Here is a 24,060-nt window from a genome sequence, read left to right as displayed (position 1 = left end):
TCCGCCCCGGGGGCTGCCGCGCGCTGTCCGGAATTCAGCCCTCCGTGGCCCGCGAGGACGGCAGCAGCTCCCGGATGTCCGGGGGCAGGACGTGACCGACCTTGGTCATTAGCTCGGGGGAGACCGCCGCGTCCAGCACCTCCAGCACCGCCGTGGCCTCCCGCAGGGCGGTGTCCTCCGAGGCGTGGGACCGCCAGGCCACCCGCCCGGCGAAGGTGGTCAGGTCGAACGGCTCGCCGTGGCTGCGGGTCTCGGCCCGGCGGTGCGGCGAGGTCTCGTCCCCGGCCACCACCCGGCGCAGCGCCTCCGCGGCCTCCCCCGGGAGCTGGGCCGCCAGATGGTCGGCCACCCCGTCCGGGATCCGCTCGGCCAGCGTCTCCAGAGTGGCCCGCACCGCCCGCTCCGCCGACTGCCGGTCGGGCAGTTCCGCGTGCGCCTGGACCTGGCCGGTGAGTTCCTCGTAGCGCATGGTGGGCACCCTCCTCCGGGTCTCCTCCGGTCCTTCCCGGGGCCTCCGCCCGCCCCGGCCCCTGGATGCGGGTGACCCGGCGGGCGCGTGCCGACACCTGCCGTTTCCGTGACCGGGGTCAGGGCATCCGGTACGAATACGGACAATCGGAGGTGAGGAACGTGCCGGGACGGAAGGAACTTCCTTCGACCCTGGAGCGCTCTCCCCAGGAGGCGCAGCGCACCTGGATCAAGGCGCACGACTCCGCCGTGAAGGAGTACGGCGAGGGCCGCCGCGCCCACCAGACCGCCTTCAGCGCCCTCAAGCACAAGTTCGAGAAGGTGGGCGACCACTGGGAGCGCAAGGAGGGCGGACGCAAGGGCCCCTCGGACGAGCGGGCCGCCCGCCCGCGCGGGAAGGGCGGACGCTCCGGCGAGGGCGTCGACGAGAACGCCTCCAAGGAACACCTGTACTCCATCGCCCGGCGGCTCGGCGTCAGCGGCCGGTCCCGGATGACCAAGGACGAGCTGCTGCGGGCCATCCGCAGGGCGAACCGCTCCGAGACCCGCAGGGCGCGCTCCTAGCGCACCCGCCGGTCCGCCCTCCGGTGCCCGCCGGAGGGCGGACCGGCCGCCGCCCCGCACACGGCCCCGCCTCCCCGCCGGCTCCCGCCCGGGAGGCGGGGCCGTGCGCGGGACCGGGCGCACTTGACCTCAAGCGCGCTTGAGGAGGCAGGGTCGGTCCATGACCGCACAGGACGACACCACCCTCCTCTTCCGCAACACCATGCGCATCACCGACGGGCATCTGGAGAGCTTCCGCGACGCCATCGCCCGGGCCGTGGAGTTCGCCCGGCGGCACGGGCCGCAGCTGATGGTGGAGACCTTCCTCGACGAGGAGCGGATGCTCGCGCACAGCTTCCAGCTCTACCGGGACTCCGACGCGGTCCGCACCCACTGGAGACTCGCGGACCCGTACATCCGGGAGGTGATGGAGCACTGCCGGGTGGAGCGCTTCGAGGTGTTCGGCGAGCCGGACGCCGATGTGACCGCGGGCGTGCGCTCGGCGCTCGGGGAGCAGTGCCCGCTCACGTTCCACCCCCGCATCGCCGGCTTCGTCCGCCTCGCCGGGGAGCCCCGGACGTAGCCGGCGGGCCCGGCCGCGGCACCGGGACGGCGCCGCCCCGCCGCCTCAGCCGACGTACCGGCGGGCGGTGGAGCGGCGCTGCTCCGCCTCCAGCAGCCGCAGCCTCTCCTCCACCTCCCGCGGCACCACCCGCCGCTCGCGCAGCACCCACGGCAGACCGGCCAGGGCCCGCCCGAACGCCCGCGCCGACGCCGCGTCGCGCGGCACCGTACGGGCCAGGAAGGCGGTGCGGCGCAGCGCCGCCGGCAGCGGGCGGCGCAGCCAGGTGAACCACAGGGTGTTGCGCAGCCCGTCCTCCCGCCGCCGCGTCGCGTCCCGCGCCCTGGAGGGGGCGTGGTGGACCGTCAGCTCCTCGGCATAGACCAGCCACCAGCCGCGCACCGCCAGGTCGACGGCCAGCAGCTCCTCCTCGCCGCCCAGCCACAGCCGCGGCGAGAAACCGCCCGCCGCGCGGAAGGCGTCGGCGCGCAGCACGGTCGCCGCGGCGAGGAACGAGCCCAGCGCCGGGCCGGGCAGCCAGCCGGGCCCGGACAGCGGCGAGTTCCGCAGCTCGGCGACGATCGGGTCCTCGGAGCCGCCCGGCTCCACCACGATGCGCGCGGTGACCGCCGCCAGCCCCGGGTGGGCGTCCAGCAGGTCGGCCGCCGCGCCCAGCGAGCCCGGCTCCCACCACGAGTCGTCGTCGCAGAAGGCCACGTACGGCGTGGTGACGCGCTCCACCGCCACATTGCGGCCCACCGCCCCCAGGTTCCGCTCCGCCCGCAGCAGCCGCACCCACGGGTGGACGCGGGCCACGGTCTCGCAGGTGCCGTCCGAGGAGGCGTTGTCCACGACGAACACCGGCGGACGCTCGGGCAGTTCGGCCAGCCGGCCCAGGGTGCGCAGCAGCTCCGCGCGCCGGTTGTGGGTGATCACCACGACCGAGACCCGGGGGTCCGGGTCCCGGGGGCCGGTGGACCCGGCGGCCGGGGAGGGACCCGCCGAGGGGTCCGCCGGAGGCCGTCCGGTGCTGCGGGAGGCCGTCTCAGGGGCCACGGTGCTGTCCTTCCACACGGCGTGCGGCTTCTTCCACGTACGGCGGCAGGGGCCTGCGGGCGCGCAGGGCCGCGGGCAGCGCGGCCAGCACCTCGCGCAGGACGTGCCGGGCCGCCGGGTCCCGGCGGGCCTCGGCGGCCAGCGCGCGGGTGCGGTCCAGCGCCAGCGGCAGCGGGCGGCGCAGCCAGCAGGTGAGCAGTTCGTTGCGGCGCATCCGGACGCTGCGCCCGGACCGGGGGGAGGGGTCCGGGTGGTGGTGGGCGGTGACCTCGGGGCAGTAGCTGACCCCCCAGCCGCGGGCGGACAGGTCGTAGGCGAGCAGGGTCTCCTCGGCGGCGAAGAACAGCAGGGGGTGGAACCCCCCGGCGTCCAGGAACGCCGACCGCCGCACCACCGAGGCGCACGCCAGGAACCCCAGCACCTGCGGGCCGGGCAGGTCCCCGGCCGGGCCCAGCGGCGAGGTGTCCAGCACCTCGTTGAGCGGGTCGGGACGCTCCTCGGGCCCCACGCAGGTGCGAGCGGCGATCAGCCCCAGCCGGGGGTGCCGGCGCATCAGCCCGGCGGCCCGCGCCAGCGCGCCCGGCTCCCACCACGAGTCGTCGTCGCTGAAGGCCACGCAGGGGGTGCCGATCGCCTCCACCCCCAGGTTGCGGGCGACGGCCCCCCGGTTGGCGGGCAGCGGCAGCAGGTCCACCCGTGGGAACAGGGCCGTGACCATGGTCCGGGTGTGGTCGGTGGAGGCGTTGTCGACCACCAGGATCCGGGGCCGCTCGGGCAGCTCCGTCAGCCGGCGCAGGGTCCGCGCGAGGCTGTCGGCGCGGTTGCGGGTGGCGATGACCACGCCGATCGGCGGGTCCGTCATACGGCAGGCACCTCCGGCAGGCGGGACAGGGCGGCCAGCACCTCCTCGGGTCGGATGCGCAGCAGCAGCGGGTCGGGGTCGCGGCCGTGCGGATCCCCCGGCGGACCGGGGTGCCACAGCACCCGGTGGCGCGGCAACGGCGGCGGACCCCACAGCCGCGGCGGCACCGGCCCGAAGAGGGTGACCGAGGGGGTGCCCAGGGCGACCGCCAGATGGGCGATCCCGGTGTCGCCGCTCACCACGGCCGAGGCGTCGGCCACCAGCGCGGCCAGCTCCTCCAGGGGCGGGCCGCACAGCACGTCCGTGCCGGGCAGGTCCGCCAGCTTGGCCAGCCGCGCGGCCGGTTCGCGCTCGTGCGGCCCGCCGGTGACCACCACCCGGCGCCCGGAGCGCCGCAGCCCGGCGGCGACGGCCGCGTACCGCTCCACGGGCCAGCAGCGCGCCGGGGAGCCCGCACCGGGATGGAGCACCACCGCGCCCGGGGCGGGGGATACCGCGCCGGGGCGGGGCAGCCGCAGGTCCCGCGGGTCGGCCGGCACGCCGTACTCGGCCAGGAAGCGGCACCAGCGGTCCCGCTCGTGCTCCTCGGCGTACCACTCGGGTCCGTCGGGGGCGGCGAAGGCCAGCAGGCGGCGCGGGTTCAGCCGCAGCAGGGGCCGCATGCTCTCCGGCCCCCTGCCGTGGAGGTCCACGGCGACCTGCGGCGGCGGCCCCTGCCAGCCGATCTCCCCGGGCACGGCGCGGCCGGGGGCCGAGGCGTGCAGGAGGGTGTCCACGGCGCCGCTGAGGCGGGCGAGCGGCTCCAGCTCCCGCGGCGCGGCCAGCACGATCTCGCACTGCCGGAACTCCCGCCGCAGCGCGCGCAGCGCGGGCACCCCGGCCAGCAGGTCGCCCAGGCCCAGCGCGCGCAGCACCAGCACCCGGGGCCGGCAGGGGGCGCCCGCCGACCCGTTCACCGCGCCGGACGCCGGGCTGCCGGCCGAGTCGTTCCAGGGGGTGTTCACCGGACCGGTCACCGGCGGCTCACCGCACCGGGTTCCGGGTCACGGACACCGCCGCCCGCGCCGCGATGCGGCTGCTGGAACGGCCGTCCAGGTACGGCAGCAGCACCACCTGCCCGCCCCAGCTCTCCACCAGCGCCGCCTCCGGCAGGTCGGCGAGCGCGTAGTCGCCGCCCTTGACCCACACGTCCGGGCGGAGCCGCTTCAGCAGCTCCTCGGGGGTGTCCTCGTCGAACACCGCCACCGCGTCCACGCACTCCAGCGCGCGCAGCACCCGCACGCGGTCGGCCAGGGGGTTGATGGGACGGCCCGGTCCCTTGCGGCGGCGCACCGAGGCGTCGGAGTTGAGGCAGACCACCAGGCAGTCGCCGGTGCGCCGGGCCGCCTGGAGCAGCCCCACGTGCCCGGCGTGCAGCAGGTCGAAGCAGCCCCCGGTGGCCACCACGGTGCCGCCCGACGCCCGCACCCGGGCCACCAGCCGCTCGGCGTCCTCCCCGGCCGGGGGCGGGGGCGCGGCCCGGTCGGGGAAGGCCAGCGCCCCCGCGCCCCCGGCCGCCACGTAGCCGGTCGCGGCGGCCACCGCGCCCCGGACGGCCGTCTCCGGCAGCGCCCCGTCGGCGAGGAGCCCGGCGGCACTGGCCGCGAACTGGTCGCCCGCGCCGCAGGAGTCGCCGCTGTGCCGGGCCGGCGCGGGCACCAGCAGCGGATGGTCGCCGTAGGACAGCAGGGCGCCCCGGTCGCCGAGGGTGACGGCCACCGAGCCGACGCCCCAGGCGTCCGCCAGCGCCCGCGCGTGCCGGGCGGCCGTGTGGAGGTTCTCCGGCCCGTCCGCCCGGCCCGGCGGGCCCGGCCGGGCGGAGCCGTCCAGCCGGGAGGCGAACAGGGCGGCCTCCTTCGCCGTCGGGGTCACCAGCCGGGTGCCGGGGACCGGCTCCCGGCCGCGCGGGTGCGGGTCCCACACCAGCGGCACCCGGCCGGCCCGCTCCGCCAGCAGCCCGCGCACCGCGTCCGCCGCGCCCCGGCCGTAGTCGGAGACCAGCAGGGCCGGGGCCGAGGCGATCGCCTCGCGGACCTCCCCGGACACGGAACCGGGGGAGCCCGCCGCGGCCCGGCCGTCGCCCCGGTCCAGCCGGACCACCGGGCGGCCCCCGGCCAGCACACGGGTCTTCTCCGACAGGGAGCCCTCCAGCGGCAGCGCGGCCACGGTGACCCAGGGGGCCAGCAGCTCGCGCAGCCGCGCGCTGGCCGGGTCCTCGCCCAGCGCGGCCACCAGGACCACCTCGCGGCCGGCGAGCGCCGCCACATAGGCGGCCAGGGCGGCGCCGCCCGGCCTCAGCAACTCCTCGCAGCCCTCCAGCACCGGCACCGGGGCGTCCGGCGCCAGACGCTCGGCGCGGCCCACCAGATCGCGGTCGAGGAGGGCGTCGCCGACCACGACCAGCGGCGAGGCGGCGGCCGGGAACTCCTCGGACGGCGCCGGCGGCGCCGGCGGCGTCGGCGGTGTCGTGGGCGTCATCGCCGTCCCTCCCCCTTTCCAGGACCTGCCAGGACGTGCTCCAGGGCGGCGTCGAAGGCGGCGCACACCATGTGCACCGTCACCAGGTGGAGCTCCTGCACCGTCGCGGTGGTGTCCGCGCGCACGCACAGCGACTCGTCGCTGCCCGCGGCCAGCGGGTTGGGCGCGGGCCCGGTGAGCGCCCACACCGACATGCCCGCCCCGCGTCCGGCCTCGGCGGCCGACAGGAGATTGGCGCTGGCGCCGCTGGTCGACAGCAGCATCAGCACGTCGCCCTCGCGGCCGTGGGCCCGCACCTGGCGGGCGAACACCTCGTCCACGCCGTAGTCGTTGGCGATGGCGGTGGTGGAGGAGGTGTCGGCGTGCAGGGCGATGGCGGAGAACGGCGGGCGGTCGTCGCGGTAGCGGCCCACCAGCTCGGCGGTCAGGTGCTGGGCCTGGGCGGCGCTGCCGCCGTTCCCGGCCGCCAGCAGCCGCCCGCCGCCGGCCAGCACCTCCGCCAGCCGCTCGCCCCACCTCCGGGCGGTGCCCACCTGGGAGCGGAAGGGGACGAGGGCCTGCAGCAGCGCGTCGCAGTGGGCGGTCGCGGCCCCGTCGGCCGCCGGGGCGGCCCGGACCTCCTCCGGCGGCGGCGCGTGGGACGCGCGGGCCGCCTTGGCCCTGGGCGGGGTCTTGGACGTCATCTGGGACGTGGTCCTGGGCGTCGTCATCGGATGGCCCCCGTCGGGACGCGGTGGCTCGCGACCACCTGGGCGTACACCTGCTCGGCGCCGTCGGCGACCCGCTCCCAGGAGAAGCGGGCCAGGGCGCGTTTCCGGCCGGCCTCGCCGTAGCGCCGCAGCAGCTCCGGCGAGCCGGTCAGCTCGTTGACGGCGCGGGCGAGCGCGCCGGGGTCCCCCGGGGGCACCAGCCGCCCGGTCACCTTGTCGGCGACCGAGTCCAGGTGGCCGCCGACCCCGGTGGCCACGACGGGCACCCCGCAGGCCATGGCCTCCAGCGGGACGATGCCGAACGGCTCGTAGCGCGGCGTGGACAGCACCAGGTCGGCGCCGCGGATCAGGCCGGGCATCCGCTCGTGCGGCACGGCCCCCAGCAGCCGCACCCGGTCCGCCACGCCCAGTTCCCCGGCCAGCCGCCGCAGCCGCCGCGCCTCGGGGTCGGAGTCCAGCAGCGCGGGCTCGGGGCCGCCGGCGATCAGCAGCTCGGCGCCGGGCACCTCCGCCAGCGCCGCGATCGCCTGGTCGAAGCCCTTGCGCGGCACCAGGCGGCCGATCGCCAGCAGCCGGTGGCGGAAGCGCCGCCCGCCGTCCCCGGCCGGGAAGTCGTCGGGGGCTGCTTCGGGGCTGAACTCGCCGGTGTCCACGCCGCACGGCACGACCGAGGTGCGCTCCGGCGGCACGCCCATGGCGGTCAGCTCGTACACCTCGTCCGTGCAGGTCGCCATGACGCGGCCGCACTCGCGCCCGATCCGCCGCTCCACGTCGATCCGCTCGGGCGGGCTGGTGTCCTCCGCGCCCTGGTGGCGCCGCTTGACGGTGCCCAGGGCGTGGAAGGTCTGCACGACGGGGATCCCCAGCCCGCGCGAGCCGGCCAGCGAGGCCAGGCCCGACATCCAGAAGTGCGCGTGCACCACGTGCGGCCGCTGCTCGGTCCAGCGGCGGGCCAGGTGGGCGCCGAAGGCGGGCATGTGCTCCGGCAGGTCGTCCTTGGGCACCGGCCGCGCCGGCCCCGCGGGCACGTGCTCGACGGTGACGCCCGGCCCGAACGGCACCCGGTCGGGCGGCTCGGGGGCGTCCCGGCGGGTGTACACGGTGACGAGGTGACCCCGCCGGGCGAGCGCCTTCGACAGTTGGGCGACGTACACGTTCTGGCCACCTGCGTCGGGGCCGCCGAGCGCCGCGAGGGGACTCGCGTGCTCGGACACCATGGCGATCCTCATCGGGTCACTTCCTTCGTCAGCCGTTCCCAGTCGTCCAGGAAGCGCGCCAGCCCGTAGCGGGCGAGCGCGGCCGCCCGGGCCCTCTCGCCGACCGCCCGCGCGTAGGCGGGGTCGGCGACGAAGTCGCGTACGGCGTCGGTCAGTACGTCGAGCCGGTTGGAGAGCACCCCGGCTCCCCGCGGCACGGCCGCGGACGCCTCGGTGGTGTCGAGGGCGACCACGGGCATGCCCAGGTGCATGGCCTCCAGCAGGGACAGCCCGAGCGAGGTCCAGCGGACCGGGTGGACGTACACCCGGCGCCTGGCCATGGCCCGGTGCAGCTCCCGCTGGGGGAGGTCCTGGGAACGGCAGCGCTCCCGGGGCAGGCCGAGCCGTTCGGCCAGCCCCCGCGTGCGCATGCCGAAGACGTCCAGGGGCGCGGCCTCCGCGAAGCGGGGCAGCAGGTCGGTCCCGGTGGTGCGGCCGCGGCGCAGCGGCTCGTTGACCACCACCGCAGCCCGCGCCAGCTCGCCCGTCCACAGCGGTCCGGGGTCGACGATCCCGTGCTCGACGACGGCGGTGGGCGTGGTGCCGCAGTCCCAGAACAGCCGGTTGAAGTGGGTGACGTGGACGACCGTCAGGTCCGTGCGGTCCGCCATGGGGTGGCGGGTGTCGGGCACGTTCCCGTCCGGCGCGTTGTGCTCCAGGTAGACCGCGGGGACGTCGCGGCCCGGCCGTCTGCCCAGCCAGCGCTCGGCCAGGCCGGGCTCGTGCGGGCGCTGGAGCACCACCAGGTCGACGTCCGTCTCCCGCAGTTGCTCCGGCGTCAGCTCCACCACGCTGTCGGGCCAGTCGAAGGTGGCGGCGCGCCCGAGTCCGTCGGGACCCCGGTCGGGGGTGACGGGGACGAGGTAGGTGTGCGGGCCCTGGACGAACGCGGTGGTCCAGGAACCGTGCACGTGCCACAGCAGGATCCTCATACGGCCCCTTTCCGTCCGCCTCCGGCGGCTGTGCTCTGTCGTCCGCCTCCGGCCGCGGCCTTCTCCACGGCGGCGACCACCTCCTCCGGGGTCACCCGGTCCAGGCAGGGGTGCCCGGGAACCGGGCAGACCCGGGCCCGGGTGCCCGCGCACGGCGCCCGCTGGTCGCCCAGCAGCACCAGCGGGACGCGGAAGGGGGCCCAGCGCCCGGCCGGGACGACGGGGGAGAAGAGCGAGACCACCGGCACCCCCACGGCGGCGGCCAGGTGGGCCGGCCCGGTGTTCCCGGTGACCACGGCCTTCGCTCCCGCCAGCACCCCGGCCAGCTCCTCCGGCGAGGTGCGCCCGCCCAGGTCGAGCCCGTCCGATCCGGCCACGTACGCGGTCAGCTCGCGCTCCTCGGGCACGCCGGTGACCACCACCCGGTGCCCGGCCGCGGCCAGGGCGGTCACGGCCTCCGCCGACAGCTCCGGGCTCCAGCGGCGGGCGGGCACGCTCGCCCCCGGGTGGAGGACGACGTAGCCCGGCGGGCCGGTCAGCCCCTCCGTCGGCGGAGGCGGCAGCACCCGCAGCCGTCCGTCGTCGCCGGGGGGCAGGGGGAAGCCCGCCGCCTCGGCCAGCGCCAGCGCGGCCTCGGCCTCGTGCGCGTGCTCGTCGCGCCGGTGGCGCACGTCCAGCAGGGAGCCGGGGTAGTGGACGCTGTCGGCTGCGACGCGCGCGACGCCGGCCATCCGCAGCACCAGCGCGGTCGGCAGGGGACTCTGGTGGGCCGAGGCCAGGACCAGCGCGGTGTCGCAGCGCCGGGCCGCGATCTCCTCGACGGCCTTCTCGATGTCGGCGCGGTCGGCGGGAGGCGGGTCGAAACCCACCCAGGGCGCGTCCCAGACCAGGACCTCGTCCACGCCGGGCAGCATCCGCCCGGCGGGGGCGCCGCGCGGTCCGCACAGCAGCGTCACGCGGTCGGCGCGCGCCGCCACGGCGCGTACCGCCGGGCCGGCCAGGAGCACGTCGCCGAAGCTGTCCAGGCGTGCGACCAGTGCTCTCATGACGGCCTCCGGGCGGTCGGTCGGGCGGTGGAACGGGCGAGGGCGGACGCGGGACGGCACCCGGCCGGACGCTCCCCGGCGGGGTCTCCCCCGGCGGACGCGGACACCGGCGCCCGGTCCCGGCCGGACGCCCCGGGCGGTCCGTCCAGCGCGATGCGCACGGCGGCGAGCAGGTCGGAGGCCACCATGGGCGCGTCCCGGACCTCCTCCGGCAGCGTGACGGGGGTGGGGACCAGCACGCCGAGGGCCCCGGCGGCCCGCGCCGCGCCCACGTCGGAGCCGATGTCCCCGACGACCGCGCACTCGTGGGGGGCCACGCCCAGCCGCCGGGCGACGTCCAGCACCAGACCGGGGGCGGGCTTGCGGCACCCGCAGCCGTCGCCGGGGCCGTGCGGGCACACGGCCCAGGCGTGGAAGGGGCCGAGCAGTTCGTCGATCCGGGCGTGCACCCGGGTCATGTCGTCCCAGCCGATCAGCCCGCGGGCGATGCCGGACTGGTTGGTGACCACCGCGGCCGGCACGCCGCGGGAGCGCAGCAGGGCCATCGCCTCGGCCGCGCCCGGCATGGGGCGCACCAGCGCCGGGTCGCCGTTGTAGGGGACGTCCTCCACGAGGGTCCCGTCCCGGTCGAGGAGCACCGCGCGCACCGCCGTCATGGGCCCACGCCCCCGCCGCCGGCGGCGGGGGCGGTGGCCCCGTCCGCGTCCCAGGGGGAGGCGTGGCGGTGGCGCAGCGTCCCCGCCGCCCGGTGCCAGACCGCCAGCGGCGGTATCAGGACGCTGGTCGCCAGCATGGTCGCCACCTCCTCGCGGTCGCGGGGGCCCGGGGCGATCCGGGCCCAGGCGAACTCGGCCGTGCCCAGCAGCCAGCCCGCCCCGGCCAGGACGGCGCTCCACCGCCGTCCGGCGGCGGCCAGGGCCAGCGCCGCCGCCCCGGCGGCGGTGACCGCGGCGTGGCGGCGGATGCGTCCCCTGGGCGCGGCGGCCCGCCGCCACCAGGCGGGTCCGTGCAGCCGCAGCATCAGGGCGTCGTCGGCGTTGCCGCGCTGCGTGCGCAGCGACACCCAGCGGTCCGCGGGCCGCACCGGGTGCGTGGTCAGCCGGCTGCCGCGCCGGATCCGCCAGCCGTCGTCGAGGATCCGCAGCGCCAGGTCGGCGTCCTCGCGGAAGGCGCGGGGGAAGCGCTCGTCGAAGCCGCCGACCGCCTTGAGCGCCTCGGTGCGGTAGGCCATGTCGGCCGTGGCCCACTGGGCGCGGGCCAGTCCGGCGGTGTTGCGCTCCCAGTCGGTGGGCCGCCGCCCGGTGGGCAGCGGCACGTCCAGGACGCCCTGCACCCCGGCGACGGTGGGGTCCGCCTCGGCCAGGTCGCGGGCGAGGGACTCGCGCCAGCGGGCGCCGACCCGCACGTCGTCGTCGAGGAACGCCACCCAGGGGGCGGTGACCAGCCGCCAGCCGACGTTGCGGGCGCCGGCCGGGCCCCGGCCGCCGGTCTGCACCACGGTGGCGCGCTCCCGCAGCGGGCCCAGGGCGCCGAGCGGCAGGCCGTCGCGGAGCGGCCGGGGCTGGGGGCGGTCGTCCACCACCACGATCTCGCGGGGCTCCGGGCCGAGCGACTCGCCGAGCGCCCTCAGGCAGTCCGCCAGACAGGGGCGCCCGACGGTGGGTATGACCACGGAGTAGTCGGTGGCCGCCCGGTGGGGGGCGCTCATGCGAACGCCTTCCCGCGGCGGACGGCGAACGGGCCGATCGCCAGCAGGTCCACGGGCGAGGAGCCGAAGCACTCCAGCGCGTCGCGGGGGGAGTCCACCATCGGCCGCCCGGCGGTGTTGAGGCTGGTGTTGACCACCACCGGCAGCCCGGTGCGGCGCTCGAAGGCGTCCAGCATCCGCGCCACCAGCGGCTCGGTGTCCGGGTTCACGGTCTGGATGCGGGCGGTGCCGTCGACGTGCACCACGGCCGGGATGCGGTCCCGCCACTGCCTGGCGACGTCGTGCACGAACAGCATGTACGGGCTGGGGAGCGGGCCGTCGAAGATCTCCGCGGCGCGGCGCTCGGCGACCATGGGGGCCACCGGGCGGAACTCCTCGCGCCCCTTGACCCGGTTGAGCCGGTCCAGGTTCTCCGCCCGGCCCGGGTGGGCGAGCAGCGAGCGGTGGCCCAGCGCCCGGGGACCGTACTCGCTGCGGCCCTGGAACCAGGCGACGATGCCGTCGCCGGCGAGGGCCTCGGCGACGGTCTCGGCGATGTCGGCGGGCCGCTCGTAGGGCACGGCCGCCTCCTGCAGGAAGCCCTCGATCTCCTCGTCGGTCCAGCCGCGGCCCAGGTCGGCGCCCGGCATCGGCCGCGGGGACTCGCCCCGCTCGGCGGCCAGGTGGAGGGCCGCGCCCAGCGCGGTGCCCGCGTCGCCGGCGGCGGGCTGCACCCACACCCGGCGGTAGGGGCCCTCGGCGGCGATCCGGGAGTTGGCCACGCAGTTGAGGGCGACGCCGCCGGCCATGGTCAGCTCCTCGCCGCCGCTCTCCGCGTGCAGCCAGCCCACCAGGTCCAGCAGGGTCTCCTCCAGCACGGCCTGGGCGCTGGCGGCCAGGTCGGCGTGCTCCTGGGTCCACTCGGCGCCCGGCCGGCGCGCCGGGGCCAGCGCGGCCCACTCGACCCCGTGGGCGCGGAAGCCGCCCCCGCCGGTGGCGTGCACCCACTCCCGCAGCTCCGGGAGGAAGCGCGGCTTGCCGTGGGAGGCGAGCGCCATCACCTTGTACTCGTCGGAGGAGCGGAGGAAGCCCAGGTGCTCGGTCAGCTCCTCGTAGACCAGGCCGAGGGAGTGGGGCAGCCGCTGGGCGGCCAGCACCTCCAGCCGGTCGCCGTGGTAGCGGCCGGACAGGTGGGACGCGCACTCGCCGCGGCCGTCCAGGACCAGCACGGCGGTGTCGCGGTGCGGTCCGGCGATCCCCGCGGAGGCGGCGTGCGCCATGTGGTGGGGCACGAAGCGGACGATGGACGGGTCCAGCCCCGGCAGCGCGTCGGCCAGGAAGGACGGGGCGCGCCGGGCGTACTCCCGGCGGAGGTGGTCCCAGGGGTCGTCCAGGCCCAGGGAGTCGGCCGGGGCGGCCAGGTCGGGGTCGAAGGAGTAGGCGACGGCGTCGAGGTCGGCGGGGGTGAGGCCCGCCTGCCGCAGGCACCAGGCCGCGGACTGCTCGGGCATCTCCCAGGCGGAGAAGGGCACCGGCCGCTTGCCGTGCTTGCGGCGGCTGAACCGCTCCTCCTCCGCGGCCGCGACCGTCCTGCCGTCGATCACGAGCGCCGCGGCCGGGTCGTGGAAGACGGCGTTGATGCCGAGGATGCGCATAGGGGGTGCCTCCGTTGTCCGTCCCGACGGGGCCGGGATGTCTGGCGTCCGTGGTTACCCTCGGCAGCGCCGCCAAACTCGGGAGATCGACTCTTTCGGGGGGAAGTGACTCCCCAGCGTGAGGGGAGGCGGCCGGCGCCGGCCGGCCGCGGCGGGGGAGGAGAGGCGGGGGAGCGGGGAAAGAGCCGGGTGGACGGATCAGGCGGCGGCCCGGCGGGCGAACCACGCGATGGTCCGCTCCAGCCCCTCCTGCCAGCCGACGCGCGGCTTCCAGCCCAGCTCCTCCCTGGCCAGCCTGGTGTCCGGGCGGCGGCGGGCGGGATCGTCCCCGGGGCGCTCGACGAACACGACCGGGGACGGGGAGCCGGTGAGCTTGACGATCCGGCGGGCGATGTCCAGCACCGTGGTCTCCTCCTCGCCGCCGATGTTGACCGGCCCCGGGAGGTCGCTCCCCGCGAGGGCCAGGATGCCCGCCACGGTGTCGTCGACGTAGCACAGCGAACGGGTCTGGCTGCCGTCCCCGGCCACCGTCAGCGGCTCGCCGGCCAGCGCCTGCCGGATGAAGGTGGGCACGGCGCGGCCGTCCCCGGCCCGCATCCGGGGCCCGTAGGAGTTGAAGATCCGCACGATCGCGGTGTCCGTGCCGCGGACCTGCCGGTGGGCGGTGACCAGCGCCTCGGCGTACCGCTTGGCCTCGTCGTAGACGCTGCGCGGGCCGACGGGGTTGACGTTGCCCCAGTAGTCCTCGGGCTGCGGGTGGACCTGCGGGTCGCCGTACACCTCGGAGGTGGAGGCCAGCACCATCCGCGCGCCGTCCCGGGCGGCCAGTTCCAGGGCGTTGCGGGTACCGCTGCTGCCGGTCTCCAGGGTCTCCAGCGGCAGCCGCAGGTAGTCGGCCGGGGAGGCCGGGCAGGCCAGGTGGAACACCAGGCAGAAGGGGCCGCCGGGCAGGCCGGTCAGGGCGTTCGGCGCGCACACGTCGCGCCGCAGGAAGGCGAAGCCCGGCCGGCCGAGCAGGTGGGCGACGTTGCCCTCGGCGCCGGAGACCAGGTTGTCCACGGCGAGCACGTGCCAGCCGTCGTCGAGCAGTCGTTCGCACAGGTGCGAGCCCACGAACCCGGCGCCGCCGGTGACCACGGCCCGCCGGTGACGTTCATCCGTCATCGAGCAACCTCATTCCCTCTGGCTGGTGTAAGGGGGCGGCCTGCTGCGCACTCGGGAGACATGAACGAAACGCATCCGGACCCGGACCCGAAGCGGACGCCCGGCCTCGACAGCGGCGGCGGGGTGCCGCCCGGCGAGACGCCGCCCGGTGAGAGCAGCACGCCCGCGGGAGCCCCGGACCAGAACGCCAACACGCCGAGCGGCTGGGGTCCCGCCCCGCTGATCGCGCTGCTGGTCCTGGCGGTCCTGGTCGCCGCGTTCTTCATCGCCTACGCAGTGGCGTTGTGACGCCGGGTCCCCGGATGACGGCGCGGAAAACCCACAGGCCCCCCAGGACGCTGCTGACCGGCTGGTTCACCTTCCTGCACGGGGAGGTGACGGCCGGTGACGAGCTGGCCCTGCGCCGCGTCCAGGAGGTCCTGGACCGCGCCGGGGTCCCCCACGACACCGCCTGGAGCCCCGGTTTCCGGCCGGACGCGCTGAGCCTGGAGGAGGCCGACCCGGAGCGGTACGGCCATCTGGTGTTCGTCTGCGGCCCCCTGCACGGCCCTCAGATCGCCGCCCTCCACGAGCGTTACGCCCACTGCGTGCGCACCGCCGTGGGCGTGTCCGTCATCGACCCCGACGACCCCGCCGTCCGCGGATTCCACCGCGTCCTGCCGCGCGACGCCCCCGGCGTCCGGGCGGCCCCCGACCTGGCCGCCGCCGCGCCTCCCCTGCCCGCCACCCCGGTCGCCGGGGTGGTGCTCACCCGCGGCCAGGGGGAGTACGGCGCGCGCCGCCGCCACGAGGAGGCCGCCGAGCGGATCACCGGCTGGCTCGCGGGCCTCGACTGCGCCCGGGTGGAGCTGGACACCCGGCTGGCCCGCGACGACTGGCGGCTGTGCCGCACCCCGGCCCAGTTCCAGTCCCTGCTCGCCCGGCTCGACGTGGTGGTCACCGACCGGCTGCACGGCCTGGTGCTGGCCCTGCGGGCCGGGGTGCCCGCCCTGGCCGTCGACCCGGTGGCCGGCGGGGCGAAGGTGACCGCCCAGGCGCGGGCGTACCGCTGGCCCGCCATGGTCCCGGCCGAGCGGCTCGCGCCGCGGGAGCTGGACCGGTGGTGGCGGTGGTGCCTGGTCTCGGGCCGGGCGGCGGCGCGGCGGAGGCGGGACGCCTTCCGGGACGTTCCCGGGGACGACCTCGGCGCCGCGCTGACGGCGGCTCTGCCGGATCTGCCGGAGCCGGGTCTGCCAAAGGAGCCGCCCGCGGCCGTACGCGGCTGAGCGCACGGGAGCCGGGCCGCCGACCCGCCGCCGGGCCCGGCCGCTCAGGGCCGCGCCCCCACCCCGGTGGCGATCTCGCGCAGCCGCCCGCCGTCCGCCACGGGCGCCAGCGGCGCCGTCGGCGCGCCCGCCACCTCGCGCATGCCGCGCAGCAGCTCCCGGAGCGCCTCCTGCGCCGAGTGCCGCGGGGTCCAGCCCAGTTCCCGCTCGGCCCGGCCGGTGTCCATCACCGGCAGCCGCAGGAACGCGTCGAACAGCCTCGGCTCGGCGGGCGCCAGCCGCAGCCGCCACGCGGCGGCCACCGCCGCCCGCACCGGCCCCAGCGGCAGCCGTACGGCCTTCGCGCCGAGCAGGTCGGCCAGCACGGACGCGTCCACCGCCGGGCCGGCGGCCAGGTTGAAGGCGCCGTGCACCGGCTGGACGACCGCGAGCCGGTACGCCTCGGCGGCGTCCTCGGTGTGCAGCACCTGGAAGCGCAGCCCCGGCAGGTCCGGCACGACGGGCACCAGGGCGGACCGGACCAGCCGCTGGGGCAGGAACGGCCCGGCGAACAGCCGCCGCTGCTCGCTCGCCGACTCCCGCTTGAAGATGAAGCCGGGCCGCATCCGCACCACGCGGACCTCGGGATGGTCGTGCTCGAACCCGTCCAGCAGCCGTTCCGTGTACGCCTTCTCCCGGCAGTACGCGGCGTCCGGCCGGCCGCCGTGGGTCGGCCACGACTCGTCCACGGCCCGGTCGCGGGGGCCGGGGGAGTAGGCGCCCACCGAGGAGGCGTACACCAGCGCGGGCACCTCCGCCGCCGCCACCGCCCGCAGCACCCGCGCGGTGCCCAGCACGTTGGTGCGCCAGGTGGTCAGCGGATCGCGCATGGGCTGCATCAGCCAGGCCAGGTGGATCACGGCGTCGGCGCCCCGGAACAGGTCGGTCAGCCGCTCCTCGGTGGCCTGCCCCGCCCGGTCGCCGCCGCCGGGCGCGTCGCCGCCGGCCCCGATGTCCGCGCTCGCCCACTCGGTCTTCGGAGGCGTCCACAGCGGTACGCGGCGGGCCACGCCCAGCACCGAGGCGATCCGCGGGTCCTCTCCCAGGCGCGCCAGCACCGAGGTGCCCACGTTGCCGGTGGCGCCCAGGACCACCACGCGCAGCCCCGCCCCGTCCCGTTCGCTCATCTCGCTCGTCTCCCCTCGCGCGGCCCCGCCGCGCCGTGTTCTCCGGTGTTCTCCGGTGTCCGTCGTTCGGGTGTTTCCGCGGTTCCGCGTCTCCCCGGGTGCGGAGAGCGCATCGCTGGGTACCCGTGTGCCCGGCGGGGAAACGGTTCGCCCGGTGTCCGGGCGGCCGCCGTCCCCCACCCCGCCGCCGGACCGCGGGACGGCCCGGACCCCCACACAACCGGCGTTTCCGCCGCCGCGCGCTGGGTACCGCGCGAGACGCGGAAGGAGGGAAGGTGCGGCATGCTGGTCAGCCTCCTGGCCCTGTTAGCGGCCTACCTGACGGCCGCTCTGGTGACGGCCCGGGTGGGATACGGCATCGAGCGCGCCCGGATCATCGAACTCGAGCGCGACTGGCACGCCGACGAGGACCCGGTCGAACGCTTCCGGGAACAGGGCCAGTCGGTGGCGGCCTCCACTGCCTTCCTCTACGGCCTGGCCTGGCCGGTCGTCGTGCCGGCCTACGTCTTCTACCGCTGCGCCGCCCTGGTGATCACGCGGCGGCCCCCGCTCACCCCCTATGAGCGCGCCGCCCGCGCCGAACGGCTCGACGCGCGCATCCGCGAACTGGAGGAATCGCTCGGACTGCGCGGGCGGGCCCTGGACGAGAACGGACCGCTGCCGTGAACTGCTACGAATGCCACTCGGAGGGCCGGACCGCCACCGCCGTCGCCGTGTGCTCGCGCTGCCACGCGGGGCTGTGCCCCGACCACCTGACGGTGGAGTCCCGGCTCGTCCGCGAACCGCGGGGCATGGGCCAGGTCACCCAGGGCCCGGAGGCCCGCCGCGTGCTGTGCGGGGTGTGCGCGCGGGCCGAGGGCTGACACCCGGTCACCCGCCCGGCCCATGAACGGAGAAGGCCCGGCCGGGCCGCGGACGGCCGTGCAACCGCGCGCTACGCGCACCGATATGTACGCTTACGCGTGGTTCATCCAGGAGTGCCCTTGCTGGTTCTGATCGCCGCCCACGCCGTCGTGGCCGCCGCCCTCCCCGCCCTCGCGGCGCGGCTCGGCCGTGCCGTCTGGGCGGTCGCCGCACTGGTGCCGCTGGCCGCACTGGTCTGGGCGGCGGCGCTCACCCCGGCCGTCCTGGACGGCGAGACGCCCCTCGAACGCCTCTCCTGGGCGCCCTCGCTGGGGCTGGAGGCCGTCATGCGGCTGGACCCCCTCTCCCTGCTGATGGTGTTCGTCATCAGCGGTGTCGGGGCCGCCGTCCTGCTCTACTCCGCCCGCTACACAGAGGAGGGCCACGGCCGCGAGTCCGCGCTGCTGCTCGTCTTCGCCGGGGTGATGCTCGGCCTGGTCACCGCCGACAACCTGCTGGTCCTCTACGTCTTCTGGGAACTGACCACCGTGGTGTCGTTCCTGCTCATCGCGGGCCGCGGGAGGAGCGCGGAGCACCGCACCGCCGCCGAGCAGGCGCTGGTGGTCACCACCGGCGGCGGACTGGCCATGCTGCTCGGCTTCGTGATGCTGGGCGAGTCCGCGGGCACCTACCGGATCTCCGAACTGGTCGCCGACCCCCCGAGCGGCGGCTACGTGCCCGCCGCGCTGGTGCTCGTCCTGGTCGGCGTCTTCACCAAGTCCGCCCAGATGCCCCTCCACGGCTGGCTGCCCGCCGCGATGGTGGCGCCCACCCCGGTGAGCGCCTACCTCCACGCGGCCGCCATGGTCAAGGCGGGGGTGTACCTGGTGGCCAGGCTGGCGCCTGGCTTCGCCGACGCCGCGCCCTGGCGTCCCCTGGTCCTCACCGTCGGCCTGGTCTCGCTGCTGGCCGGCGCGTGGCGGGCGCTGTGGGAGAGCGACCTCAAGCGCGTCCTGGCCTACGGCACCATCAGCGAACTCGGCCTGCTCATCGCCCTGCTCGGGTACGGCACCCGCAACGCCGCGCTCGCCGGCGAGGTGATGCTGCTGGCCCACGCCACCTTCAAGTCCGCGCTGTTCCTCGTCACCGGCCTGGTGGAGCACCACACCGGCACCCGTGACCTGGAACGGCTGTCCGGCGTGGGCCGCCGCAGACCGGCGCTGCTCGCGCTGGCCGCGCTCGCCGCCGCCTCCATGGCCGGACTGCCGCCGCTGGTCGGCTACCTGGGCCACGAGGCGTACTTCGACACCTTCTGGGAGGCGGCCCGGCACGGCGCCGGGACGGGCGAGGTGTGGGTGGTGGCCGCGCTCACCGCCGGATCGGCGCTGACCGTGGCCTACGCCGTCCGCTTCCTGTGGGGGGCCTTCGCGGACAAGCCCGGCGTGCCGTCACCGCCCGCCGGCGCCGGCGACCGGGCGCTCGGCATGGCGGCGCCCATCGCGGTCCTGGTGGCCGCCGCCCTGGCGGCGGGCGTGTGGTACCCCGGCACCGAGGCGCTCACCGAGCCGTACGCGGCCGGGCTGCCCCGGTTCCAGGAGCCCTACCACCTCGCGCTCTGGCACGGTCCGACCCCCGCGCTCGCCCTGTCCGCCGGAACCCTGGCCGCGGGCCTCGTCCTCCACCGCGCCCGCCCCGCCCTGGCCGCGGCGCGCGCCCGGGCGCCCCGGTTCCCCGACGCGCAGGAGGGCTACCGCCGCCTGCGCCACGGGCTGGACGGGGCGGCCGTGCGGTTCACCCGGCACACCCAGGTCGGCTCCCTGCCGGCCTACCTCACCGTGCTGCTGGCGGTCGTGCTGGCGGTGCCCGGCACCGCCCTGCTGCTGCGCGACGTCCCGCTGCCCGCCCCGCCGCTGTGGGCCTCGGCCGTCCAGGCGCCGCTCGCCGCGGTGGTGCTGGTCCCGGCGGTCGCCCTGGCCCGGGTGCGGAGCAGACTGGCCGCCACCCTGCTGGCCGGCGCGGTCGGCTACGGGACCGCCGGGTTCTTCCTGGTGCAGGGGGCGCCGGACCTGGCGCTCACCCAGTTCCTCGTCGAGACCCTGACCCTGGTGATCGTCGTGCTGGTGCTGCGCGGCCTCCCGGCCGACTTCGGCGCCCGGCCCGGTTCGCCGCCCGTCCGCCGGATGCGGCTCGCCCTGGCCGCGGCCGCGGGGACGCTCGTGGCGCTGCTGGCGGTGGCGGCCTCCGCCGCCCGGCGGGAGCGCCCGGTCTCCGGCTACTACGCGGAGCACGCGGCGGACGCCGGGGTCCACAACGTCGTCAACGGCATCATCGTGGACTTCCGGGCCATGGACACCCTCGGCGAGATCGCCGTGCTGATGGTGACGGCCGTCGGGGTGGGCGCCCTGATCACGGTCCGCGGCGACGCGTACGGCGGCGAGGAGGACGGCGGGGCCAGGACGCTCCGGGCCAGGCCCTTCTCCGTGCTCCGCCACCCGCGCACCGCCCGCTGGTCCGTCCCCCGCGAGCAGTGGCTGCCGGAGGCGCGGGAGCTGCCCGCCCACGAGCGCTCGCTCCTGCTGGAGGTCGTGACCCGGATGCTGTTCCCGGCCGTCCTGGTGCTCTCGGTCTACCTGCTCTACTCGGGCCACCTGCGGGCCGGGGGCGGCTTCGCCGCGGGCCTGGTGGCCGGTCAGGCGTTCACCCTGCGCTATCTGGTGGGCGGCCGGGCCGACACCGCGTTCGCCGGGCCCCTCGACCCCCGCGTCGTCGCGGGCGGCGGACTGGCCCTGGCCGCGGCCGCCGGGCTGGCCCCGGTCGCCTTCGGCGGCGAACCGCTGTCCACCGCGCTCCTGGCGGGGACGCTGCCGGTGCTCGGCCACGTCGAGGTGACCACCAGCGTGGTCTTCGACACCGGGGTCTACCTGCTGGTCGCCGGGGTGTGCCTGAAGCTGCTGTCGGCCGTGGGCCCGGCCCAGGTGTCCGTCCAGGAGGCCGCGCGGGAGGCCGCCGGCGCGACCGGGGCGTCCGGCGCCCCCGACGACCCCGGGAGCCGCGAGCGATGACCGTACTCGACCTGACGTCGGCCGTGACGGTGGGCGGGCTCTTCGCCGTCGGATTCCACCTGCTGCTGCAGCGCTCCCTGATGCGCCTGCTGCTCGGCTTCCTGGTGCTCGGGCACGCCACCAACCTGCTGGTGCTGCTGGCCGCCGGGCCGCCGGGCAGACCGCCGGTCACCGGGAAGGGGGAGGACACCGGGGCGTTCGCCGACCCGTTGCCGCAGGCCATGGCCCTGACCGCCATCGTCATCACCTTCGGTGTCAGCGTCCTGCTGCTGGCCCTGGTCTACCGGGGCCGGCAGCTCCTGGGCCACGACGAGGTCCGCGACGACGTGGAGGACCGCAGGCTGGGGGAGAAGGAGGCGCGGGAGAGGTGACCGACTGGCTGCTCTTCGCTCCCGTCGCGGTCCCCGTACTGGTGGCGGGCCTTTCCCTGGCCGTGTGGCGCAGGGCCCCGGTCCAGCGGCTGCTGGGCGTCGGGGCGCTCCTGGCCGTCCTGGCGGACGCCGTGGTCCTGCTGGTCCTCGCCGACCGGCGCGGCCCGCTGGTGGCCGACGTCGGCGGCTGGCCCGCGCCGGCCGGGGTGTCCCTGGTGGCCGACCGGCTGTCGGCGCTGCTGATGACGATGGCCCTGACGGTGACGCTCGCCGTGCTGCTCTTCGCCATCGGGCAGGGCACCGCCGAGGGCGGCGACCCCGTCCACGCGCCCTTCCACCCCACCTACCTGCTGCTGGCGGCCGGGGTGGCCCTGGCGTTCCTCGCCGGGGACCTGTTCAACCTGTTCGTGGCGTTCGAGCTGATGCTCGCCAGCTCCTACGTGCTGATCAACCTGGACACCGACTCCGGCCGGGTCCGGGCCGGGATGACGTACACCATCACCAGCCTGCTGTCGTCGCTGCTGTTCCTCACCGCCATCGGGCTGGTCTACGCGGCCACCGGCACGGTCAACCTGGCCGACCTCTCCCACCGCGTCCCGGAGCTCCCCGGCGGCCTGCGGACCGTCCTCAGCCTGCTGCTGCTGATCGTGTTCGGCATCAAGGCGGCGGTGGTGCCGCTGCACTTCTGGCTCCCGGACAGCTACCCGACCGCCCCCGCGCCCATCACCGCCGTCCTCGCCGCGCTGCTCACCAAGGTCGGTCTGTACGCCATGGTGCGCACCCAGACGCTGCTCTTCCCGCGCACCGAGCCCTGGACGCCGCTGCTGGTCGCGGCGGCGCTCACCCTCCTGGTGGGCATCGTGGGCGCCGTCGCCCAGCAGGACCTCAACCGGCTGCTGTCCTTCGTGCTGGTCAGCCACATCGGCTACATGCTCTTCGGGCTCTCCCTCTACACCGTCGCCGGGCTCGCCGGGACCGTCCTGTACGCCGTCCACCACATCGCAGCCCAGGCCGCGCTGTTCCTCATCGCCGGCCTGGTGGCGAACTGGAGCGGCAGCGCCAAGCTGCCGCAGCTCGCCCGGGCGGCCCCGCCGCCCGGGCTGGTGGCGGGACTGTTCATGGTCTCCGGCCTCAGCCTGGCCGGCATCCCGCCGCTGTCGGGGTTCGTGGCCAAACTCGCCCTGCTGCAGGCCGGGACGGCCCGGGGCGGCCCGGCCGTCCTCGCGCTGCTGGCGGCGGCCCTGGTCACCAGCCTGCTGACGCTGTACGCGATGGCCCGGGTGTGGCAGGCGGCGTTCGCCGCGGGCCCCGAACGCCCGCCCGCCGTACGGCGGTACGGCGGCGGCGGACTGCGGCTGATGCTCGGCGCCACGGCCGGCATCGTGCTGGCCGGGCTGGCGGTGGCTGCGGCCGCCGGTCCGGTGGCGCGGGTCAGCCAGCGCGCCGCGGTGGACCTCCTGGACCGCGAGGCGTACCGGGACGCGGTGCTCGGGCAGCCGGTCGGCGACGCCGGTTCCCCCGGGGCGTCCGAAGCGTCCGGAACATCCGGCGAACGGCACCGGGAGCGCCCATGACCGGGACGGAGAACCCCACCGGCCTTCCGCACCAGGCCCGGCGGCGGTGGCCGGTGGCCGCGGGACTGTGGGTGCTGTGGATCGTGCTGTGGGGGTCGGTGAGTCCGCTGGTGCTCGTCTGCGGGCTGGTGGTGGTCGCGCTGGCGGTGCTCCTGTTCCCCCTGCCCCCCGTCACCCACCGGGTGAGGGTCCGCCCGCTGTGGGCGGCGGCCATGGCGGGACGCCTCCTGGTGAACCTGGTCGGCTCGGCCCTCACCGTGGCCCGGGAGGCGCTGCTGCGCGGTCCCCGGGCGCGGGCGGCGGTGCTGGAGGCGCCGCTGCGGGTGGACACCGACCTGCTGATCACGGCGACGGCCCACCTCACCGCGGTGACACCGGGCTCGATGGTGCTGGAGATCGACCGCGAGGGACGGCGGGTCTACATCCACGCGCTGCCCGTGCGCGACGCCGCGGAGGCCGAGGCGCAGCGCGGGGACGTCGCGGCCGCCGAACGCTGGGTGGTGCGGGCCCTGAGCACCACCCGGGCGCGCCGGGAGCTGCGCCGTCGGGCCCGCCGGTACGGCGGGGGGCAGGACGGCGAAGGACGGAACGGCGGGGGGCAGGACGGCGGGGGACGGGACGGCGGACGAGGGGAGGGGAGGCGGTGAACGCGGTCGCGGTCGTCGCCCTGGCGCTGCTGTCGGCCGCCGGGCTGCTGGTGCTGGTCAGGCTGGTGCGCGGCCCGCGGGCCCTGGACCGGATCGTGGCGGTGGAGGTCCTGGTGTCGCTGGTCGTCGCCGGGTCCTGCGTGGGCATCGCCGTGTGGGGGTACACCGCGTTCGTGCCCGTGCTGATCGTGCTGGCCCTGCTGGGCTTCATCGGGTCGGTGGCGGCGGCACGGCTCGTCGAGGAACGGGAGGACCTGAGGTGAGGGGACTGCCCGCGGCGGCGGTGGACGCCGTCTCGGCCGTACTGCTGCTGACCGGCGCCGTCTTCTGCCTGCTGGGCGCCGTCGGCCTGCTGCGCTTCCCGGACACCCTCTCCCGCCTGCACGCCTCGTCCAAGGCGCAGACCCTGGGCGTGCTGCTGGCCCTGCTGGGCGCGGCCGTCCGGGTGCCGCTGCCGTACGCCGGGCTGCTGCTGCTCATCGCGCTCTTCCAGCTGTTCACCGCGCCCGTCACCGGCCAGGTCGTCGGCCGCGTCGCCTACCGCACCGGCGCGGTGGACCGCCGCACCCTGCTCACCGACGACCTGGCCGGACGGCTCGCGCCCCCGGACCCGCCGGACGGCCGGGGAGGCGCCGGGGAGGGCCGGGGGCGCGGGACGTGAGGCGGCGACGGGA

The 24,060-nt window shown here is 76.9% G+C and carries 26 protein-coding genes; 12 read left to right on the top strand and 14 right to left on the bottom strand.

Going from position 1 to position 24,060, the window contains the following annotated elements:
- Window positions 1-34 precede the first annotated feature (34 nt).
- Window positions 35-469 (bottom strand): DUF2267 domain-containing protein, encoded by a 435-nt coding sequence (locus ABD358_RS18935; protein WP_344632256.1) that lies wholly within the window; start codon window positions 467-469, stop codon window positions 35-37.
- A 161-nt stretch (window positions 470-630) separates the two neighbouring features.
- Between ABD358_RS18935 and ABD358_RS18930 the strand changes: the two genes are divergently transcribed.
- Window positions 631-1,032 (top strand): ChaB family protein, encoded by a 402-nt coding sequence (locus tag ABD358_RS18930; RefSeq protein ID WP_344632255.1) that lies wholly within the window; start codon window positions 631-633, stop codon window positions 1,030-1,032.
- Window positions 1,033-1,192: 160 nt separating this feature from the next.
- A complete protein-coding gene (locus tag ABD358_RS18925; RefSeq protein WP_344632254.1) occupies window positions 1,193-1,594 on the top strand; it encodes a hypothetical protein in 402 nt (133 codons plus the stop codon).
- A 45-nt stretch (window positions 1,595-1,639) separates the two neighbouring features.
- Here the strand turns inward: ABD358_RS18925 and ABD358_RS18920 are convergent, their stop codons facing one another.
- The 12 genes from ABD358_RS18920 to ABD358_RS18865 all read right to left on the bottom strand — a co-directional run bounded on the left by ABD358_RS18920 (window position 1,640) and on the right by ABD358_RS18865 (window position 14,458).
- Window positions 1,640-2,629 carry a glycosyltransferase family 2 protein gene (locus ABD358_RS18920; RefSeq protein WP_344632253.1) on the bottom strand — a complete coding sequence of 330 codons (990 nt, stop codon included), beginning with the start codon at window positions 2,627-2,629 and terminating at the stop codon, window positions 1,640-1,642.
- Window positions 2,619-3,491 carry a glycosyltransferase family 2 protein gene (locus tag ABD358_RS18915; RefSeq protein ID WP_344632252.1) on the bottom strand — a complete coding sequence of 291 codons (873 nt, stop codon included), beginning with the start codon at window positions 3,489-3,491 and terminating at the stop codon, window positions 2,619-2,621. Before ABD358_RS18915 ends, ABD358_RS18920 begins: the two co-directional genes overlap by 11 nt.
- Window positions 3,488-4,447 carry a glycosyltransferase family 9 protein gene (locus tag ABD358_RS18910; protein ID WP_344632315.1) on the bottom strand — a complete coding sequence of 320 codons (960 nt, stop codon included), beginning with the start codon at window positions 4,445-4,447 and terminating at the stop codon, window positions 3,488-3,490. The genes ABD358_RS18915 and ABD358_RS18910 overlap by 4 nt, the downstream gene beginning before the upstream one ends.
- A gap of 67 nt (window positions 4,448-4,514) precedes the next feature.
- Window positions 4,515-6,008: a D-glycero-beta-D-manno-heptose 1-phosphate adenylyltransferase gene (gene rfaE2 / locus ABD358_RS18905; RefSeq protein WP_344632251.1), complete on the bottom strand. Its 1,494-nt coding sequence runs from the start codon at window positions 6,006-6,008 to the stop codon at window positions 4,515-4,517.
- Window positions 6,005-6,691 carry a D-sedoheptulose-7-phosphate isomerase gene (locus ABD358_RS18900; protein WP_344632250.1) on the bottom strand — a complete coding sequence of 229 codons (687 nt, stop codon included), beginning with the start codon at window positions 6,689-6,691 and terminating at the stop codon, window positions 6,005-6,007. Before ABD358_RS18900 ends, rfaE2 begins: the two co-directional genes overlap by 4 nt.
- A 23-nt stretch (window positions 6,692-6,714) precedes the next feature.
- On the bottom strand, window positions 6,715-7,947 hold the full coding sequence (locus ABD358_RS18895; protein WP_344632249.1) for a glycosyltransferase: 1,233 nt from the start codon (window positions 7,945-7,947) through the stop codon (window positions 6,715-6,717).
- Window positions 7,944-8,906 (bottom strand): glycosyltransferase, encoded by a 963-nt coding sequence (locus ABD358_RS18890; protein WP_344632248.1) that lies wholly within the window; start codon window positions 8,904-8,906, stop codon window positions 7,944-7,946. The genes ABD358_RS18895 and ABD358_RS18890 overlap by 4 nt, the downstream gene beginning before the upstream one ends.
- On the bottom strand, window positions 8,903-9,952 hold the full coding sequence (locus ABD358_RS18885; RefSeq protein WP_344632247.1) for a glycosyltransferase family 9 protein: 1,050 nt from the start codon (window positions 9,950-9,952) through the stop codon (window positions 8,903-8,905). Before ABD358_RS18885 ends, ABD358_RS18890 begins: the two co-directional genes overlap by 4 nt.
- Complete coding sequence (locus ABD358_RS18880) at window positions 9,949-10,608, bottom strand: D-glycero-alpha-D-manno-heptose-1,7-bisphosphate 7-phosphatase (RefSeq protein ID WP_344632246.1); 660 nt, start codon at window positions 10,606-10,608, stop codon at window positions 9,949-9,951. Before ABD358_RS18880 ends, ABD358_RS18885 begins: the two co-directional genes overlap by 4 nt.
- Entirely contained in the window at window positions 10,605-11,660 is a 1,056-nt protein-coding gene (locus ABD358_RS18875) for a glycosyltransferase family 2 protein (protein WP_344632245.1), read from the bottom strand. Before ABD358_RS18875 ends, ABD358_RS18880 begins: the two co-directional genes overlap by 4 nt.
- A complete protein-coding gene (locus ABD358_RS18870; RefSeq protein ID WP_344632244.1) occupies window positions 11,657-13,294 on the bottom strand; it encodes a carbamoyltransferase family protein in 1,638 nt (545 codons plus the stop codon). The genes ABD358_RS18875 and ABD358_RS18870 overlap by 4 nt, the downstream gene beginning before the upstream one ends.
- Window positions 13,295-13,492: 198 nt before the next feature.
- The gene (locus tag ABD358_RS18865) at window positions 13,493-14,458 is read right to left on the bottom strand and encodes an NAD-dependent epimerase/dehydratase family protein (RefSeq protein ID WP_344632243.1); all 966 of its coding nucleotides are present in this window, start codon (window positions 14,456-14,458) and stop codon (window positions 13,493-13,495) included.
- Between the two features lie 60 nt (window positions 14,459-14,518).
- Between ABD358_RS18865 and ABD358_RS18860 the strand changes: the two genes are divergently transcribed.
- Entirely contained in the window at window positions 14,519-14,746 is a 228-nt protein-coding gene (locus tag ABD358_RS18860; protein ID WP_344632242.1) for a DUF6480 family protein, read from the top strand.
- Between the two features lie 14 nt (window positions 14,747-14,760).
- Entirely contained in the window at window positions 14,761-15,723 is a 963-nt protein-coding gene (locus tag ABD358_RS18855) for a polysaccharide pyruvyl transferase family protein (RefSeq protein ID WP_344632241.1), read from the top strand.
- Window positions 15,724-15,767: 44 nt separating this feature from the next.
- Here the strand turns inward: ABD358_RS18855 and ABD358_RS18850 are convergent, their stop codons facing one another.
- Window positions 15,768-16,889 carry an NAD-dependent epimerase/dehydratase family protein gene (locus tag ABD358_RS18850; protein WP_344632240.1) on the bottom strand — a complete coding sequence of 374 codons (1,122 nt, stop codon included), beginning with the start codon at window positions 16,887-16,889 and terminating at the stop codon, window positions 15,768-15,770.
- A 282-nt stretch (window positions 16,890-17,171) separates the two neighbouring features.
- Here ABD358_RS18850 and ABD358_RS18845 point away from each other — a divergent pair, with 282 nt between their 5' ends.
- The 8 genes from ABD358_RS18845 to mnhG all read left to right on the top strand — a co-directional run bounded on the left by ABD358_RS18845 (window position 17,172) and on the right by mnhG (window position 24,047).
- On the top strand, window positions 17,172-17,555 hold the full coding sequence (locus tag ABD358_RS18845; protein WP_344632239.1) for a hypothetical protein: 384 nt from the start codon (window positions 17,172-17,174) through the stop codon (window positions 17,553-17,555).
- A complete protein-coding gene (locus tag ABD358_RS18840; RefSeq protein WP_344632238.1) occupies window positions 17,552-17,752 on the top strand; it encodes a DUF2180 family protein in 201 nt (66 codons plus the stop codon). Before ABD358_RS18845 ends, ABD358_RS18840 begins: the two co-directional genes overlap by 4 nt.
- 120 nt (window positions 17,753-17,872) lie before the next feature.
- Window positions 17,873-20,794 carry a Na+/H+ antiporter subunit A gene (locus ABD358_RS18835; RefSeq protein WP_344632237.1) on the top strand — a complete coding sequence of 974 codons (2,922 nt, stop codon included), beginning with the start codon at window positions 17,873-17,875 and terminating at the stop codon, window positions 20,792-20,794.
- Window positions 20,791-21,165 carry a sodium:proton antiporter gene (locus tag ABD358_RS18830; protein ID WP_344632236.1) on the top strand — a complete coding sequence of 125 codons (375 nt, stop codon included), beginning with the start codon at window positions 20,791-20,793 and terminating at the stop codon, window positions 21,163-21,165. Before ABD358_RS18835 ends, ABD358_RS18830 begins: the two co-directional genes overlap by 4 nt.
- Window positions 21,162-22,739 carry a proton-conducting transporter transmembrane domain-containing protein gene (locus ABD358_RS18825; RefSeq protein WP_344632235.1) on the top strand — a complete coding sequence of 526 codons (1,578 nt, stop codon included), beginning with the start codon at window positions 21,162-21,164 and terminating at the stop codon, window positions 22,737-22,739. Before ABD358_RS18830 ends, ABD358_RS18825 begins: the two co-directional genes overlap by 4 nt.
- Complete coding sequence (locus tag ABD358_RS18820; protein WP_344632234.1) at window positions 22,736-23,386, top strand: Na+/H+ antiporter subunit E; 651 nt, start codon at window positions 22,736-22,738, stop codon at window positions 23,384-23,386. The genes ABD358_RS18825 and ABD358_RS18820 overlap by 4 nt, the downstream gene beginning before the upstream one ends.
- Window positions 23,383-23,649, top strand: coding sequence for an MrpF/PhaF family protein (locus ABD358_RS18815; protein WP_344632233.1), 267 nt, complete (start codon window positions 23,383-23,385; stop codon window positions 23,647-23,649). Before ABD358_RS18820 ends, ABD358_RS18815 begins: the two co-directional genes overlap by 4 nt.
- Window positions 23,646-24,047, top strand: coding sequence for a monovalent cation/H(+) antiporter subunit G (gene mnhG / locus ABD358_RS18810; RefSeq protein WP_344632232.1), 402 nt, complete (start codon window positions 23,646-23,648; stop codon window positions 24,045-24,047). Before ABD358_RS18815 ends, mnhG begins: the two co-directional genes overlap by 4 nt.
- Window positions 24,048-24,060: the final 13 nt, after the last annotated feature.

Source organism: Streptomyces glaucosporus (genome assembly GCF_039533345.1).
Lineage (GTDB): Bacteria > Actinomycetota > Actinomycetes > Streptomycetales > Streptomycetaceae > Streptomyces > Streptomyces glaucosporus.
This window is presented reverse-complemented; position numbering and strand designations above follow the sequence as displayed.

Bases quoted from the DNA above. Each gene is read 5' to 3' on its own strand.
- ABD358_RS18935 (WP_344632256.1), bottom strand. From the start codon at position 469: ATGCGCTACGAGGAACTCACCGGCCAGGTCCAGGCGCACGCGGAACTG.
- ABD358_RS18925 (WP_344632254.1), top strand. From the start codon at position 1,193: ATGACCGCACAGGACGACACCACCCTCCTCTTCCGCAACACCATGCGC.
- ABD358_RS18915 (WP_344632252.1), bottom strand. From the start codon at position 3,491: ATGACGGACCCGCCGATCGGCGTGGTCATCGCCACCCGCAACCGCGCC.
- rfaE2 (WP_344632251.1), bottom strand. From the start codon at position 6,008: ATGACGCCCACGACACCGCCGACGCCGCCGGCGCCGCCGGCGCCGTCC.
- ABD358_RS18900 (WP_344632250.1), bottom strand. From the start codon at position 6,691: ATGACGTCCAAGACCCCGCCCAGGGCCAAGGCGGCCCGCGCGTCCCAC.
- ABD358_RS18895 (WP_344632249.1), bottom strand. From the start codon at position 7,947: ATGAGGATCGCCATGGTGTCCGAGCACGCGAGTCCCCTCGCGGCGCTC.
- ABD358_RS18890 (WP_344632248.1), bottom strand. From the start codon at position 8,906: ATGAGGATCCTGCTGTGGCACGTGCACGGTTCCTGGACCACCGCGTTC.
- ABD358_RS18885 (WP_344632247.1), bottom strand. From the start codon at position 9,952: ATGAGAGCACTGGTCGCACGCCTGGACAGCTTCGGCGACGTGCTCCTG.
- ABD358_RS18880 (WP_344632246.1), bottom strand. From the start codon at position 10,608: ATGACGGCGGTGCGCGCGGTGCTCCTCGACCGGGACGGGACCCTCGTG.
- ABD358_RS18875 (WP_344632245.1), bottom strand. From the start codon at position 11,660: ATGAGCGCCCCCCACCGGGCGGCCACCGACTACTCCGTGGTCATACCC.
- ABD358_RS18870 (WP_344632244.1), bottom strand. From the start codon at position 13,294: ATGCGCATCCTCGGCATCAACGCCGTCTTCCACGACCCGGCCGCGGCG.
- ABD358_RS18865 (WP_344632243.1), bottom strand. From the start codon at position 14,458: ATGACGGATGAACGTCACCGGCGGGCCGTGGTCACCGGCGGCGCCGGG.
- ABD358_RS18860 (WP_344632242.1), top strand. From the start codon at position 14,519: ATGAACGAAACGCATCCGGACCCGGACCCGAAGCGGACGCCCGGCCTC.
- ABD358_RS18855 (WP_344632241.1), top strand. From the start codon at position 14,761: ATGACGGCGCGGAAAACCCACAGGCCCCCCAGGACGCTGCTGACCGGC.
- ABD358_RS18850 (WP_344632240.1), bottom strand. From the start codon at position 16,889: ATGAGCGAACGGGACGGGGCGGGGCTGCGCGTGGTGGTCCTGGGCGCC.
- ABD358_RS18845 (WP_344632239.1), top strand. From the start codon at position 17,172: ATGCTGGTCAGCCTCCTGGCCCTGTTAGCGGCCTACCTGACGGCCGCT.
- ABD358_RS18830 (WP_344632236.1), top strand. From the start codon at position 20,791: ATGACCGTACTCGACCTGACGTCGGCCGTGACGGTGGGCGGGCTCTTC.
- ABD358_RS18820 (WP_344632234.1), top strand. From the start codon at position 22,736: ATGACCGGGACGGAGAACCCCACCGGCCTTCCGCACCAGGCCCGGCGG.